General features: G+C 74.2%; 12 protein-coding genes. 3 read left to right on the top strand and 9 right to left on the bottom strand.

Annotation, left to right across the window (positions count from 1 at the left end):
* The first annotated feature begins 19 nt into the window (after positions 1-19).
* Positions 20-502, top strand: a complete 483-nt coding sequence (locus tag ASD33_RS26180) for a bacterial proteasome activator family protein (protein WP_242427283.1) — start codon at positions 20-22, stop codon at positions 500-502.
* A 76-nt stretch (positions 503-578) separates the two neighbouring features.
* Here the strand turns inward: ASD33_RS26180 and ASD33_RS26175 are convergent, their stop codons facing one another.
* The 7 genes from ASD33_RS26175 to pdhA all read right to left on the bottom strand — a co-directional run bounded on the left by ASD33_RS26175 (position 579) and on the right by pdhA (position 8861).
* Entirely contained in the window at positions 579-1565 is a 987-nt protein-coding gene (locus ASD33_RS26175; protein WP_056565355.1) for an NAD(P)H-quinone oxidoreductase, read from the bottom strand.
* 93 nt (positions 1566-1658) lie between these two features.
* Entirely contained in the window at positions 1659-2744 is a 1086-nt protein-coding gene (locus ASD33_RS26170) for a potassium channel family protein (protein WP_079045029.1), read from the bottom strand.
* A complete protein-coding gene (locus tag ASD33_RS26165; protein WP_056565349.1) occupies positions 2741-4246 on the bottom strand; it encodes a molybdopterin molybdotransferase MoeA in 1506 nt (501 codons plus the stop codon). Before ASD33_RS26165 ends, ASD33_RS26170 begins: the two co-directional genes overlap by 4 nt.
* Entirely contained in the window at positions 4243-5097 is an 855-nt protein-coding gene (locus ASD33_RS26160; RefSeq protein ID WP_056565346.1) for an NTP transferase domain-containing protein, read from the bottom strand. Before ASD33_RS26160 ends, ASD33_RS26165 begins: the two co-directional genes overlap by 4 nt.
* A 103-nt stretch (positions 5098-5200) precedes the next feature.
* Positions 5201-6655 carry a dihydrolipoamide acetyltransferase family protein gene (locus tag ASD33_RS26155; RefSeq protein WP_079045046.1) on the bottom strand — a complete coding sequence of 485 codons (1455 nt, stop codon included), beginning with the start codon at positions 6653-6655 and terminating at the stop codon, positions 5201-5203.
* The gene (locus ASD33_RS26150; protein ID WP_056565340.1) at positions 6655-7701 is read right to left on the bottom strand and encodes an alpha-ketoacid dehydrogenase subunit beta; all 1047 of its coding nucleotides are present in this window, start codon (positions 7699-7701) and stop codon (positions 6655-6657) included. The genes ASD33_RS26155 and ASD33_RS26150 overlap by 1 nt, the downstream gene beginning before the upstream one ends.
* A complete protein-coding gene (gene pdhA / locus ASD33_RS26145; protein ID WP_056565337.1) occupies positions 7701-8861 on the bottom strand; it encodes a pyruvate dehydrogenase (acetyl-transferring) E1 component subunit alpha in 1161 nt (386 codons plus the stop codon). The genes ASD33_RS26150 and pdhA overlap by 1 nt, the downstream gene beginning before the upstream one ends.
* A gap of 177 nt (positions 8862-9038) precedes the next feature.
* Between pdhA and ASD33_RS26140 the strand changes: the two genes are divergently transcribed.
* The gene (locus ASD33_RS26140) at positions 9039-9641 is read left to right on the top strand and encodes an Lrp/AsnC family transcriptional regulator (protein WP_107103839.1); all 603 of its coding nucleotides are present in this window, start codon (positions 9039-9041) and stop codon (positions 9639-9641) included.
* 184 nt (positions 9642-9825) lie between these two features.
* On the opposite strand, the gene ASD33_RS26135 is transcribed toward ASD33_RS26140, so the two are convergent.
* Both ASD33_RS26135 and ASD33_RS26130 read right to left on the bottom strand, forming a co-directional pair.
* Positions 9826-10419 carry a TetR/AcrR family transcriptional regulator gene (locus ASD33_RS26135; protein ID WP_056565335.1) on the bottom strand — a complete coding sequence of 198 codons (594 nt, stop codon included), beginning with the start codon at positions 10417-10419 and terminating at the stop codon, positions 9826-9828.
* Positions 10416-12089, bottom strand: coding sequence for a 3-hydroxyacyl-CoA dehydrogenase (locus tag ASD33_RS26130; protein WP_079045027.1), 1674 nt, complete (start codon positions 12087-12089; stop codon positions 10416-10418). Before ASD33_RS26130 ends, ASD33_RS26135 begins: the two co-directional genes overlap by 4 nt.
* Positions 12090-12212: 123 nt before the next feature.
* Here ASD33_RS26130 and paaN point away from each other — a divergent pair, with 123 nt between their 5' ends.
* Positions 12213-13910: a phenylacetic acid degradation protein PaaN gene (gene paaN, locus ASD33_RS26125; RefSeq protein WP_056565332.1), complete on the top strand. Its 1698-nt coding sequence runs from the start codon at positions 12213-12215 to the stop codon at positions 13908-13910.
* Positions 13911-13972 lie beyond the last annotated feature (62 nt).

The following is a 13972-nucleotide window of genomic DNA, read 5'->3' as shown; positions in this document are numbered from 1 at the left end:
CATCGTGGGACAGGACGGGATGGCGCTCGGCGGCACTCAGGGCGACGACGAACCCCGCGAGGTCCCGGTGACGGACATGGTCGAGCAGCCTGCCAAGGTCATGCGGATCGGCAGCATGATCAAGCAGCTCCTGGAGGAAGTACGCGCGGCACCTCTCGACGAGGCCAGCCGGGTCAGGCTCAAGGACATCCACGCCAGCTCCGTGAAGGAGCTGGAGGACGGGCTCGCGCCCGAACTGGTGGAGGAACTGGAGCGCCTCTCCCTGCCGTTCACGGACGAGGCGATCCCCTCCGAGGCCGAGCTGCGCATCGCGCAGGCACAGCTGGTGGGCTGGCTGGAGGGCCTCTTCCACGGCATCCAGACGGCACTGTTCGCCCAGCAGATGGCGGCCCGCGCCCAGCTGGAGCAGATGCGCAGGGCGCTCCCGCCGGGTTCGTCCCACGACGATGACGACGACGACCGCGGCCACGGCCACGCGGTCCGCTCGGGCCCGTACCTGTAAGGGTCTCGCGTAGACCCCGACCGTACGGAGGAGGGGCCCGGCACCTTGTGTGCCGGGCCCCTCCCGCGTCCCCGCCTCAGGCCTGGGGCGTGAGCAGCAGCACCTTGCCGATGTGGCCGCTCGCCTCCAGCACCCGGTGCCCCTCGGCCGCCTCCGACAGCGGCAGCGTCCGGTCGACGACGGGCCGGACCGCGCCCGCGGCGATCAGCGGCCAGACGTGCTCCCGGACGGCGGCGACGATCGCCGCCTTCTCGTCCGCGGGACGGGCCCTCAGCGTCGTCGCCATGACGGCGGCGCGCTTCGCGAGCAGCGCCCCGAGGTTCAGCTCGGCCTTCACCCCGCCCTGGAGACCGATGACGACCAGCCGGCCGTTCACGGCCAGCGCCTGCACGTTCCGGTCCAGGTACTTGGCGCCCACGATGTCCAGGACGACGTCCGCGCCCGCCCCGTCCGTCGCCTTCGCCAGTTCCTCGACGAAGTCCTGCTCGCGGTAGTCGATGAGGATGTCCGCGCCGAGTTCGGCGCAGCGCGCCAGCTTCTCGGGGCCTCCGGCGGTGACCGCGACCCGCGCCCCGACCGCCTTCGCCAGCTGGATCGCCATCGTCCCGATCCCGCTCGCGCCACCGTGCACGAGCAGCGTCTCGCCCGGCCGCAGGTGCGCGATCATGAAGATGTTGGACCAGACGGTGCAGGCGACCTCGGGGAGCGCTGCGGCCGTGGCCAGGTCGACGCCCTCCGGCACGGGAAGCAGCTGCCCGGCCGGTACGACGACCTTCTCGGCGTAACCGCCGCCGGCGAGCAGCGCGCAGACCTCGTCGCCGACCGCCCAGCCGGCCACGCCGGAGCCGAGCGCGACGATCCGGCCCGAACACTCCAGACCGGGGTACGGGGACGTGCCCGGCGGCGGGTTGTAGAAGCCCTGCCGCTGGAGCAGATCGGCGCGGTTGACGGCGCTGGCCACCACCTCGACGAGGACCTCGCCCTCGCCGGGTACGGGGTCGGGCACCTCGGCCCAGACGAGGGCCTCGGGACCACCGGGTTCCGGAATCGTGATCGCATACATGGCGGCGAGGCTACTCCCGCCACCGCGCCGGGCCCACCGCGCTCGGGCTTCCGGGTGGCGGGCCCGGTCCTCCGGTGGCGTGCTGTGGAGTGCTCAGTCCTCCGGCGGGGTGCTCAGCGGGGTGACCGCCGCGGCGCGCACGATGGTGATCACCCGGTCGGTGAGCTGGAGCGGGCTGGCGGCCGGGTCGTCGTAACCGAGCAGCCGGTGGCCGCGCAGCACGCTCACCACCAGGTCGCCCGTCTCCCGCACGCTCTTGCCGACCTCGCTCTTGGTCACCGGGCGTTCGACGAGGTCGAGGCCCGAGCCCTGCTGGATCAGGTCCTCCATGACCGTGCCCGCGCTGGGGCTCAGTACGGAGAGGCCGAGCAGTCGCCCGGCGGCGCTGGCGCTGGTGATGACCGCGTCCGCACCGGACTGGCGCAGCAGCGGCGCGTTCTCCTCCTCGCGGACCGCGGCGACGATCTTCGCGCCCCGGTTGAGCTGGCGCGCCGTGAGGGTGACCAGGACGGCCGTGTCGTCGCGCTGGGTGGCGATGACGATCTGGCGGGCCCGCTGCACCTCGGCGCGGAGCAGCACATCGCTGCGGGTCGCGTCGCCGACGACCCCGACGAAGCCGTCCGCGTTCGCCGTCTCGATGACCTTGGTGGAGGGGTCGACGATGACGATCTGGTCCTTGCGGAGCCCGGTCGCGCAGAGGGTCTGGATCGCGGACCGCCCCTTGGTGCCGAAGCCGACGATGACGGTGTGGTCGCGCAAGGTGGACCTCCAGCGGTTCAGCCGGAACTCCTCGCGCGTCCGCTCGGTGAGGACTTCGAGGGTGGTGCCGACCAGGATGATCAGAAACAGCACGCGCAGGGGCGTGACCAGCAGGATGTTGGCGAGCCGCGCCGTGTCGCTGTACGGCACGATGTCGCCGTAGCCGGTGGTGGAGAGGGTCACGGTCGCGTAGTAGGCGCAGTCGAGGAGGTCGAGCGTGTCGTCGGCGTTGTCGTGGTAGCCGTCGCGGTCGACGTAGACGATGAGGATGGTCACGGCGAGCACGGCCATCGCCATGAGCAGCCGCTTGCCGACCTGGCGCAGCGGACGCTCGACGACCCGGCGGGGGAGCCGGATGCTCGGGCTCGCGATCCGCTCGTCCGCCTGGCGGGCCATCACGTCGCGACTGGGAAGTTTCACGTGAAACACGCTCCTTGGGCCGGTACGGCCCCCTCGGCCGTGGGCCAGGGAAGGTCGAGGACGTCCAGTTCCTGGCCGGGGCGCGCGCCGCCGGGCGGGACGACGGCCAGACCGTCGGCGGCGGCGATGCCACGGAGCATGGCCGGTCCGTTGTAGTGCAGCGGCACGACCCGCCCGCCCCGGCGGACGACCGGGACGAGACGCGTGTCGTACGGGTGCCCCTGCACTTCGCCCTGGAGGGCGAGGCGGGTGATGTGGTCGTCGACGGCCGCCCGGGCGCCGGCTGCGGTTCCGGCGGCGACCCCGGCTTCGGTGTCTGTTCCGGCGGTGGCTTCCGTGCCCGCTCCGGCGGTGGCGGTTTCGGCGGCTGCTCCGGCGCCGGTCTCGGCGTCCGGTTCCGCTGCCGCTTCCCCTGCCGCGAGGGCCCTGAACAGGGGTTCGGCGAGGGTGAGGAGGCCCGAGACGGCCGCGAGCGGGTTGCCGGGGAGTCCGACCAGGTGGCGGACGCCTCCCGGACGGCCGGGCGAGGCGCCGAGGCGGGCGAGCAGCATCGGGTGGCCGGGCCGGACCTTCACGCCGTCGACGAGGAGGGTGGCGCCCGCCTTGTCGAGGACGCCGTGGACGTGGTCCACGGGCCCGGCGGCCGTCCCGCCGGTCGTCACGACCAGGTCGGCGGTGGACCCGGTGACGGCCGCGTACAGCTCCTCGGCGTCGTCACCGATGCGGCGGGTGGCGAGGACGTCGGCGCCGAGCGCCGTCAGCCAGGGGCCGAGCATCGGGCCGAGGGCGTCGCGGATGAGTCCCTCGTGCGGAAGCCCCGCCGTGAGCAGCTCGTCGCCGAGGACCAGGATCTCCACCCGGGGGCGGGACGGTACGGGGAGCGTGTCGTAGCCGGCGGCGGCCGCGAGGCCGAGGACGGCGGGGGTCACGAGGGTGCCCGCGGGGAGGAGTTCGTCGCCGGAGCGGCACTCCTGGCCCCGAGGACGGATGTCCTGACCGGGCACGACATCGCGGAGCGCGTACAACAGGAGGGCGCCGGGGTCGACAGCGGCGGCAGCCGGGTCGGCGGCCGGACGCTCGGTGCGCGCGTGCTCGGTGCGGACGACGGCGGTGGTGCCCGGGGGGATCCGCGCGCCTGTGGCGATCCGTACCGCCTCGCCGTCGGCCGACCGCCGCTCCGTCCCGGTCGCGGGCGCGTGACCGGCGAGGACGGCGCCCTCCTCGATCACCGTCCAGGGTCCGGGGCCCGTGACCGCCCAGCCGTCCATGGCGGAGGTGTCGAAGGACGGCAGGTCGGTCAGGGCTGTCAGCGGCTCCGTCAGGACCCGGCCGAGCGCCTGCCCGAGCGGCACGCCCGACGGCGCCCGGCCGGCCCGCGCGGAGGTCCCTGCGCGGACGGCCGCGGCCCGCGCCTCGGGCCAGGCGGTGGCCCGGTGCGGGCGCTCGGCCGGCACGCCGGCGTCGGTTCCCGGGGCCACCGGTACGGGTTCCCTCAGGCTCATCCGGCCTCGTCCTGCTCGGCGGCCCAGCGCTGGGCCAGCGCGGCGGCCTTCCGGGCCGCCTCGGCGACCGCCTCGGGCCCGCCGTCGGCGCCCGCGCGCGCCGCCGCGTATCCGACCAGGAAGGTGGTCAGGGGCGCGGCGGGGCGGGCCACCCCGTGGGCGGCGTCCCGGGCCAGGTCCAGCAGTACGCCGGTGTCGACGTCCAGCTCGATGCCCAGTTCGTCCTTGACTGCGGTGATCCATTCATCCAGCACGCTCCCATGCTCCCTGATCCGGGCCCGCGCCGTGGCGATGTCCTCCCAGGTGTCGCAGTCGAAGGAGGCCAGGGGCCCGGCGGCGACCCGGGTGAGGCGCAGCGCTCCGGTGAGCAGGCGCAGCGGACCGCCCGCGAGGGTGCCGTGCGGCTCGGCGGCGCGGGCCAGTTCGCGGCGGAGCGGGGCGGCCCGGTAGGCGGCGACGAGCGGCTGGTCCCGCCCGTCGGCGTCGGTGAGGAGCGCGGCCTCGGCGTCGGGGTCCTCGGCGAGCGCCCCGAGCAGGCGCCGGACGGTGTCCTCGTCGAGGAAGGGCAGGTCGGCGGAGAGGACGAGCAGGACCTCGGCCCCGGTCTCCCGCACGCCCGCGCCGAGGGCGGCCAGCGGGCCTCCGCCGGGCGGGTCCTCGCGGGTCCAGCGGACGGGGCGGACGGTCGGCCGGGCGTCGCCGACGACCACGGTCCGGTCCGCGCCGCCGCAGGCCGTGAGGACCCGGTCGAGGAGCGCCCGGCCTCCGACCCGTACTCCGGGCTTGTCGGCGCCGCCGAGGCGCGTGGCGGCGCCTCCGGCGAGCACGACGGCGTCATGTGGTGTGGTCACCCCAGCAGTATGGGCCGCCGACGGCCACCGCCGTCCGGCGCGTCTCCTGGTCGAGACGGCACGGACGGCGGGAACGGCCGCGGCCCCTGGTGGGGGCGGGGCTTCAGAGTGTGCGGAGCAGGACCGCGGGCTGCTCGACACAGTCGGCCACGTACCGCAGGAAGCCGCCCGCCGTACCGCCGTCGCAGACGCGGTGGTCGAAGGTGAACGACAGCTGCACGACCTGGCGGACGGCCAGTTCGCCCTGGTGGACCCAGGGTTTCGGGATGATCCGGCCGACGCCGAGCATGGCGGCCTCGGGGTGGTTGATGATCGGCGTGGAGCCGTCGACCCCGAACACCCCGTAGTTGTTCAGGGTGAACGTGCCGCCGGTGAGATCGGCCGGGGTGAGCGCGGACTGCCGGGCGGCCTCCGTCAGCCGGGCGAACTCGGCCGTCAGCGACTCCGTCGTACGGGACCCGGCGTCCTTGACCACGGGGACGACCAGGCCGCGCGGGGTCTGGGCGGCGAAGCCGAGGTGCACGGCCGGCAGCCGGACGATCTCCCGGGCGGTGGTGTCCACGGTCGAGTTGAGCTCGGGGAACCGGCTCAGGGCGTGGACGCAGATCCGGGCGAGGAGCGCGAGCAGGGAGATCTTCGGCCCGCCCGCCGCGTTCATCGCGGTCCGCGCCGCCATCAGCTCGGTCGCGTCGGCGTCGACCCAGCAGGTCGCGTCCGGGATCTCCGTACGGCTGCGGGACAGCTTGTCCGCGACGGCGCCGCGCACCCCGCGCAGCGGAATCCGCTCGGCGACGGCGGGGGCTGCCACCAGAGCGGACGCCGGCGCGGACGTCGAGAGGGACGCCGGGACAGCGGGCGCGGCGACGACGGGCGCGGTGGTCGCGGGTGCGGCCGTCCGCTCCAGGGCCGTGAGGGCCAGCTCCACGTCGGCCCGCAGGATCAGCCCCTCGGGCCCCGATCCGCGCACCTCCCGCAGATCGAGCCCCCGGTCCCTGGCCAGCTTCCGCACCAGCGGCGAGATGACCGGCACCGGCCCCGCGTGCCCACCGACCGCCACGGCGACCGGAGCCGGAGCCGGGGTCGGGGCCGCAACGGCGACAGGGGTGGGGGCAGGGGCGGTGGCCCGTGCCGCGGCCGGGCTCTCGTGCCGTACCCGGCGGCGGCGGGCCGCGGGCCCGGCCGTGCCGTATCCGACGAGCACATTGCCCGAATACTCCGAGGACACGGCGGATTCGGCGGCCTCGGCGGCGGCCCTGCCCGCCGTGGGCGCGGCTCCCGGAGCCGCTTCCGCGCGCTCCTCCGGCGCGCCCGTGCCACCCACCGCGACCGTCAGGAGCGGCGCTCCGACGGGCAGTTCGGTGCCCTCCTCGCCGAACCGGGCGGTGACCACCCCGCCGTACGGGCAGGGCACCTCGACCATCGCCTTGGCCGTCTCGACCTCGACGACCGGCTGGTCGATCGCGACGACGTCGCCGACGGCGACCAGCCAGCGCACGATCTCCGCCTCGGTGAGTCCCTCACCGAGGTCGGGCAGCTTGAACTCCAGCACCTGGGCCATCAGCTCCCCGCCTCCCACTGCAGTCGCGCCACCGCGTCCAGGACCCGGTCCACGCCCGGCAGGTGGTGCCGCTCCAGCATCGGCGGCGGGTAGGGGATGTCGAAGCCCGCGACCCGCAGCACCGGTGCCTCCAGATGGTGGAAGCAGCGCTCGGTGACGCGCGCGGCGATCTCCGCGCCGGGGCCGCCGAAGCCGGTGGACTCGTGCACCACGACCGCGCGGCCGGTGCGCCGCACCGAGGCGCAGACGGTCTCGTCGTCGAACGGCACGAGCGAGCGCAGGTCGACGACCTCCAGGTCCCAGCCCTCGGCCTGGGCGGCCTCGGCCGCCTCCAGGCAGACCGGCACCGAGGGGCCGTAGGTGATCAGGGTGGCCCCGGTGCCGGGGCGCCGGACGACGGCCCTGCCGATCGGCTCGACGGGCGCGGGCGCCTCGGGGGACCAGTCGGACTTGGACCAGTAGAGCCGCTTGGGCTCCAGGAAGACCACCGGGTCGTCGGAGGCGATGGCCGCGCGCAGCAGCCCGTAGGCGTCCTCGACCGTGGCCGGGGTGACGACGTGCAGTCCGGGGGTGGCCATGTAGTAGGCCTCGGAGGAGTCGCTGTGGTGCTCGACGCCGCCGATCCCGCCGCCGTACGGGACACGGATCACGATCGGCATCGGCATCGCGCCGCGCGTCCGGTTCCGCATCTTCGCCACGTGGGAGATCAGCTGCTCGAACGCCGGGTACGCGAACGCGTCGAACTGCATCTCGACGACCGGCCGCAGCCCGTACATCGCCATGCCGACGGCCGCGCCGAGGATGCCCGCCTCGGCCAGCGGCGTGTCCGTGCAGCGGTCCTCGCCGAACTCCTTGGCGAGTCCGTCGGTGACCCGGAAGACACCGCCCAGGGTGCCGACGTCCTCACCCATCACATGGACGGTCGGGTCCTCGGCCATCGCGTCGCGCATGGCGCGCTGGAGCGCCTGCGCCATCGTGGCCGGCTTGGGCTTGCCGGCCTTCGCGGCGGTCCTGTCCGCCGCGGGTCCGGTCGTCGCCGTCGTCATCACGCCTCACCCTCGGCTTCGAGCTCGGCGCGCAGCTGCGCCGCCTGTTCGCGCAGCTGCGCGGTCTGCTCCGCGTACACGTGCGAGAAGAGGTCCATCGGGTCGAGCACCGGGTCGGCGTTCATCCGCTCCCGCAGGTCGGCGGCCATCGTCTCGGCGGCCTCCGCGGCCGCCCGCCTGCCGTCCTCGTCGAGCAGACCCCGCTCGGTGAGTTCCCGTTCGAGGATCAGGATCGGGTCGTGCGCCCGCCAGGCCTCGACCTCGCCGGCCGCGCGGTAGCGGGTGGCGTCGTCGGCGTTGGTGTGGGCGTCGATCCGGTACGTGATGGCCTCGACCAGGGTCGGGCCGCCGCCGCGCCGGGCGCGGGCCACGGCCTCGGTCAGCACCTGGTGGACGGCGACCGCGTCGTTGCCGTCGACGAGACGGCCGGGCATCCCGTATCCGACGGCCTTGTGCGCGAGGGAGGGGGCGGCGGTCTGCTTGGCGAGCGGTACGGAGATCGCGAAGCCGTTGTTCTGCACGAGGAAGACCACGGGGGCCTGCCAGACGGCCGCGAAGTTCAGCGCCTCGTGGAAGTCGCCCTCGCTGGTGCCGCCGTCGCCGACCATGGCGAGCGCGACCACGTCGTCACCCTTGAGGCGGGCGGCGTGGGCCAGGCCCACCGCGTGCGGCAGCTGGGTCGCCAGCGGGGTGCAGAGCGGCGCTATGCGGTGCTCGCGCGGGTCGTACCCGGTGTGCCAGTCGCCGCGCAGCAGGGTCAGCGCCTGTACGGGGTCGAGGCCGCGGGCGACCGCCGCGAGCGTGTCGCGGTACGAGGGGAAGAGCCAGTCCCGGTCCTCCAGGGCGAGGGCGGCGGCGATCTCGCTCGCCTCCTGGCCGGTGGTGGACGGGTACACGGCGAGCCGGCCCTGCTTGGTGAGGGCGGTGGCCTGCGTGTTGTACCGGCGGCCGCGGACCAGCTCCGCGTAGAGCCGGAGCAGCAGCGCGGGGTCGGCGTCGGCCACGGCGTCCGTGCCGAGCACGCGCAGCGGCTCGGTCTCGGGCAGCAGCGGGGTGGGGTCGGTGCGCGGCTGCCACGCCGGCGGCGGGGTCGGCCGGTAGGTCGGGACGGCACCGGGCGGCTCTTGGACTGTCGAACTGCGCTGTTGCAACGAGTCCACCTCCTCGTGGGAGCGGGCATAAGACCCGAAGGCGGGTGGCGCGAGTGTGGTGCGCCTCACCTACCGATTGTTCGGTCGTGGAGGCATTTTGGCTACAGGCACCTCCAGCCTGTGGACAAACGGTTCTCCACAGCCTGGGATGTGTGCAGGTCGTCCACCGGAGAGAGGCGGGGGGACATGGCGGATGAACAAATGGCCGTCGACCGGAGCGGGGCTCCGGGCGGCGATCCGGGCGAGGACACGGGAGGCGCCCTCGACGGGGCCGGGGGCGAGGTTCCCGGGGAGGCGCTGAGCGCCCCGATCGGCACGCCGACGGGCGCGCTTCCGGCACGCCCGCTGGACGCGATCGACCGCGACATCCTGCGGTTGCTGCAAACGGACGGCCGCGCCTCGGTGCGCTCCGTGGCCGAGCGGGTGCACGTGTCGCGGGCGAACGCGTACGCGCGCATCAACCGGCTCATCGACGACGGGGTGATCCGCGGCTTCAGCGCCCGCGTCAACCACGAGCGGGCGGGGCACGGCGCCTCCGCCTACATCACGCTCAAGATCGTCCAGAACTCCTGGCGCACGGTCCGCGAGCAGCTCAGGGCGCTGCCGGGCGCCACGCACATCGCGCTGGTCAGCGGGGATTTCGACGTCCTGCTGCTGGTGCACACCCCGGACAACCGGACGCTGCGCGAGCTGGTCCTCACCCGGCTGCAGGCGATCCCGGAGGTGCTGTCCACGCGCACGCTGCTGGTCTTCGAGGAGACGGACCTGAACGCGGACCCGCGCGGCTGAGGGCCCGGCCGGCCGCCCCGGGGATGCCCGGGGCGGGAGGGGACGGCGCGGGGCGGCCCGGGGCAGGACGGGACGGCGCGGGGCGGCCCGGGGCAGGACCCGGGGCCGGTCCGGTCCTGGGACACCGCAGGAGGGGCCCCAGGCGGGCTCCGGGCGGTCGCCCCCGGGCCACGGCCTCACGCCCTCAGCGAGCCGTCCGCAGCCCGTCGAAGGCCAGGTGCGCGACGGTCTCCGCGAGCTGCTCGCGCTCAGCCGTCGCGTCCGGGTGCGGCCGGTACCACTCCACCAACGAGTTGATCATGCCGAAGAGCAGCCGGGTCGCGAGCCGGATGTCCACGTCCGCCCGCAGGTCGCCCTCCTCCGCGGCGGCCCTCAGCAGCTCGGCCACCCGGTGGTCGAACTCCCGCCGCCGCTCCATCGCCCACCGCTCGGTGCCCGTGTTGCCGCGCACCCGCAGCAGCAGCGTCACGTACGGAAGCTCCGCGATCAGAACCTCGACCGTGCGGCGCGTGACGTACTCGACCCGCTCGACGGCCCGCCCGCGCACGGCGCCCGGCTCGTCGAGGATCGCGAAGAGCCCGTCGAGCGCCCGGCTGACCGCGCGCCGCAGCAGCTCCTCCTTGCCGGACACGTGGTGGTAGATCGACGACTTGGAGATCCCGGCCGCCTTGGACAGGTGCTCCATCGACGTGCCGTCGTAACCGCGCTCGTTGAAGACCCGGACGGCGACGGAGAGCAGCGTCTCGGGGGTGTACGTGTCGCGCTTGGCGGTGGTCATCGGGAGTCCTCCCCGTCCCGGTCGTCCCGGGCGTCCTCGACGAAGGCGCGGCGCGCGGTGGCGAGGCTGGGCGCGTACCGCCCCGACGGGCAGCGCTCGTGCATCGCGTCCAGCAGCTCCCGTACGCGCGCGTGGCCGACCTTTCCGGCCCACTCCAGCGGACCCGCCGGGTAGTTGACCCCGAGCCGCATCGCGGTGTCCACGTCCTCGGCGGTGGCGACGCCCCGGTCGACGGCGTCGGCGGCCAGATCGGCCAGCATCGCGACCGTACGGGCCACGATCATGCCGGGCACGTCTCCGATCACGGACACCTGCTTGCCGAGCGCCTGGAAGAGCCCGACCGCCTCGGCGAGGGCCTCGGGATCGACGCCCTCGCGGGTCGACAGCACGATCCGGCTCGCCGCCGCGTAGTCGAGCGCGAGGTCGAAGTAGACGATGTCGTCCTTCTGGTACTCGAAGGACGTCTCGCCGTCCGCGAGGTTGAGCTCGGCGCCGCTCGGCAGCTCGACGCAACCGCTGCCCTTCTTGCGCCGGACCGTGATCCCGGCCGCCTCGAAGAGGCCGACCAGCGGTTCCGCCGGCCCGAGGTCGCCCCGGACGGTGATCCGGCCGGGCGCCTGCGCCGGGGCCGCCGTGTGCGGCTCGGGCCGCTCGGCGCCGTCCTCGTACGAGAACCAGCCACGGCCCGTCTTCCGGCCGAGCCGCCCCGACTCCACGAGCCGCCGCTGCGCGAGCGAGGGCGTGAACTTGGGGTCCTGGTGGAAGGACTCCCAGACGGAGCGGGTGACGGCCTCGTTCACGTCCTGACCGATGAGGTCGGTCAGCTCGAAGGGGCCCATGCGGAAGCCGCCGCACTCGCGCAGCGCGGCGTCGATGGTGGCCGGGTCCGCCGCGCCCTCCTCGAACACCCGCAGCGCCTCGGCGTAGAAGGGGCGGGCGATCCGGTTCACGATGAAGCCGGGGGTGTCGGCGCAGCGCACCGGCGTCTTGCCCCAGCCCTTCACCGTCCCGTACGCGCGTGTGGCGACGTCCGGGTCGGTGGCGAAGCCGCTGACGACCTCGACGAGCGGGAGCAGCGGCGCCGGGTTGAAGAAGTGCAGTCCGACGAAGCGCCCGGGCAGCCGGAGCCCTCCCGCGATGGCGGTGACGGAGAGGGAGGAGGTGTTGGTGGCGAGGACGGTGTCGTCGCCGACGATCTTCTCCAGGTCGGCGAAGAGCCGCTGCTTGACGGAGAGGTCCTCGACGATCGCCTCGATCACGAGGGCGGCGTCCGCGAGCTCGGCGGGGTCCTCGGCCGCGTACAGCCGGCCGACGGCGGCCTCACGGGCGGCGGCGTCGAGGCGCCCCTTCTCCACGAGCCGGTCCAGGCGGGCGGTGAGGGCGGCGACGGCCTCGGCGGCCCGGCCCGGGGCGCTGTCGTAGAGGCGCACGGGGTGACCGGCGACCAGTGCGACCTGGGCGATCCCCTGGCCCATGGTCCCGGTGCCGACGACGGCGACGGTGCGGTCCCGGCCGACGGCGTCCCCCACGGCTCCGGCGGGCGTGGTTTCCACGGCTCCCGCGGGCCCTGATTCCCCGGCTTCCACGGCGGCGGCGCGGTCCTGTCCCTCTGCGGCGGTCTCACTGGCGGTCACGTCGTCGCTCCCCCTGACGGTCACGTTGGCGCTCATGGAGTGATCCTCCCCGATGGGTTTTCCACAGGATCGACAGGCCCCCTTGTCCCGACCGATCGTTCGGTTACTCTAACTCCGTACGCGTCTCCCTGCCCAGCTCGACGAGGAGTTGGTCCATCCATGGCCACCGCTCAGCTGACCACCGACCGTCTGGCCGAGAAGCACCGGTCCACGCTCGACCAGGCGCTCGCCACCATCCGGACCCGTGCCTACTGGTCGCCGCACCCCGAGCACCCGAAGGCCTACGGCGCGGACGGCTCGCTCGACGCGGCCGCCGGCCTCGCCGCCCACCGGGCCACGCTGAACACCCGCTTCGAGCTGGACCAGCCCGGCACGGACGGCTGGACCGGCGGCGAGACCTCGCCCTACGGCCCCGCCCTCGGCATCGAGTACCCGCACGCCGACATCGACGTCCTGCTCCCCGCGATGCGCGCGGGCACGGGCGCGTGGCGGGACGCCGGGCCCGAGACCCGCGCCCTGGTCTGCCTGGAGATCCTCGCCCGGATCTCCGCCCGCACCCACGAGTTCTCCCACGCCGTCATGCACACCAGCGGACAGGCGTTCATGATGGCGTTCCAGGCCGGCGGGCCGCACGCCCAGGACCGCGGCCTCGAAGCCGTGGCGTACGCGTACGTGGAGCAGACCCGCACCCCCGCGGGCCGGGCCGACTGGTCCAAGCCCCAGGGCAAGCGCGACCCCCTGGAGCTGACCAAGGAGTTCACCCCGGTCGGCCGCGGCATCGCCCTGATGATCGGCTGCAACACCTTCCCCACCTGGAACGGCTACCCGGGCCTGTTCGCCTCCCTCGCCACCGGCAACCCCGTCCTGGTCAAGCCGCACCCGCGCGCGGTCCTGCCGCTCGCGCTCACCGTCCGGGTCGCCCGCGAGGTGCTGGCCGAGACCGGCTTCGACCCGAACCTGGTGGCGCTCGCCGTCGAGCGTCCGGGCGAGGGCATCGCCAAGACCCTGGCCGTGCGCCCCGAGATCCGGATCATCGACTACACCGGCTCCACCGCCTTCGGCGACTGGCTGGAGGCCAACGCGCGCCAGGCGCAGGTCTACACCGAGAAGGCCGGCGTCAACACGGTCGTGATCGACTCCACGGACGACTACAAGGGGATGCTCGCCAACCTGGCGTTCTCGCTCTCCCTGTACAGCGGCCAGATGTGCACCACCCCGCAGAACCTGCTGATCCCCCGCGAGGGCATCACCACCGACCAGGGCCCCAAGTCGTACGACGAGGTCGTCGCCGACCTCGCGGCGGCGGTCGGCGGCCTGCTCGGCGACGACGCGCGGGCGAACGGGCTGCTCGGCGCCCTGGTCAACCCGGACGTGAAGGCACGTCTGGAGGCCGCCGCCGGTCTCGGCGAGGTGGCGCTCGCCTCCCGCGAGGTGGTCAACCCGGAGTATCCGGACGCCGTGGTCCGCACGCCGGTCGTCGTGAAGCTGGACGGCTCGAAGCCCGACGCCCAGGCCGCGTACTTCTCGGAGTGCTTCGGCCCGGTCTCCTTCGCCGTCTCGGTGGACTCCACCGAGGACGCCCTGGAGCTGCTGCGGCGCACGGTCCGCGAGAAGGGCGCGATGACCGTCGGGGCGTACACGACCTCGGCGGACACCGAGCGCGCGGTGGAGGAGGTCTGCCTGGAGGAGTCGGCCCAGCTCTCGCTGAACCTCACGGGCGGGGTGTACGTGAACCAGACGGCCGCGTTCTCCGACTTCCACGGCTCCGGCGGGAACCCTGCGGCGAACGCCGCACTGTGCGACGGCGCCTTCGTCTCCAACCGCTTCCGGGTGGTGGAGGTCCGCCGCCAGGCCTGATCCACGGCCGCGTGGAGGCCCTCCGGGGCCTCCACGACGGCCAGGCCAGACCCCGCGAGCCC

This window comes from Streptomyces sp. Root1304 (genome assembly GCF_001426405.1).
In the GTDB taxonomy this organism is placed as follows: Bacteria; Actinomycetota; Actinomycetes; order Streptomycetales; family Streptomycetaceae; genus Streptomyces.
The sequence above is the reverse complement of the archived record's forward strand: the minus strand, read 5'-3'. Positions and strand labels throughout refer to the sequence as shown.

Coding starts and splice junctions, on each gene's coding strand:
- ASD33_RS26180 (WP_242427283.1), top strand. CDS start 20: ATGGCGCTCGGCGGCACTCAGGGCGACGACGAACCCCGCGAGGTCCCG.
- ASD33_RS26175 (WP_056565355.1), bottom strand. CDS start 1,565: ATGTATGCGATCACGATTCCGGAACCCGGTGGTCCCGAGGCCCTCGTC.
- ASD33_RS26165 (WP_056565349.1), bottom strand. CDS start 4,246: ATGAGCCTGAGGGAACCCGTACCGGTGGCCCCGGGAACCGACGCCGGC.
- ASD33_RS26155 (WP_079045046.1), bottom strand. CDS start 6,655: ATGGCCCAGGTGCTGGAGTTCAAGCTGCCCGACCTCGGTGAGGGACTC.
- ASD33_RS26150 (WP_056565340.1), bottom strand. CDS start 7,701: ATGACGACGGCGACGACCGGACCCGCGGCGGACAGGACCGCCGCGAAG.
- ASD33_RS26140 (WP_107103839.1), top strand. CDS start 9,039: ATGGCGGATGAACAAATGGCCGTCGACCGGAGCGGGGCTCCGGGCGGC.
- ASD33_RS26135 (WP_056565335.1), bottom strand. CDS start 10,419: ATGACCACCGCCAAGCGCGACACGTACACCCCCGAGACGCTGCTCTCC.
- ASD33_RS26130 (WP_079045027.1), bottom strand. CDS start 12,089: ATGAGCGCCAACGTGACCGTCAGGGGGAGCGACGACGTGACCGCCAGT.
- paaN (WP_056565332.1), top strand. CDS start 12,213: ATGGCCACCGCTCAGCTGACCACCGACCGTCTGGCCGAGAAGCACCGG.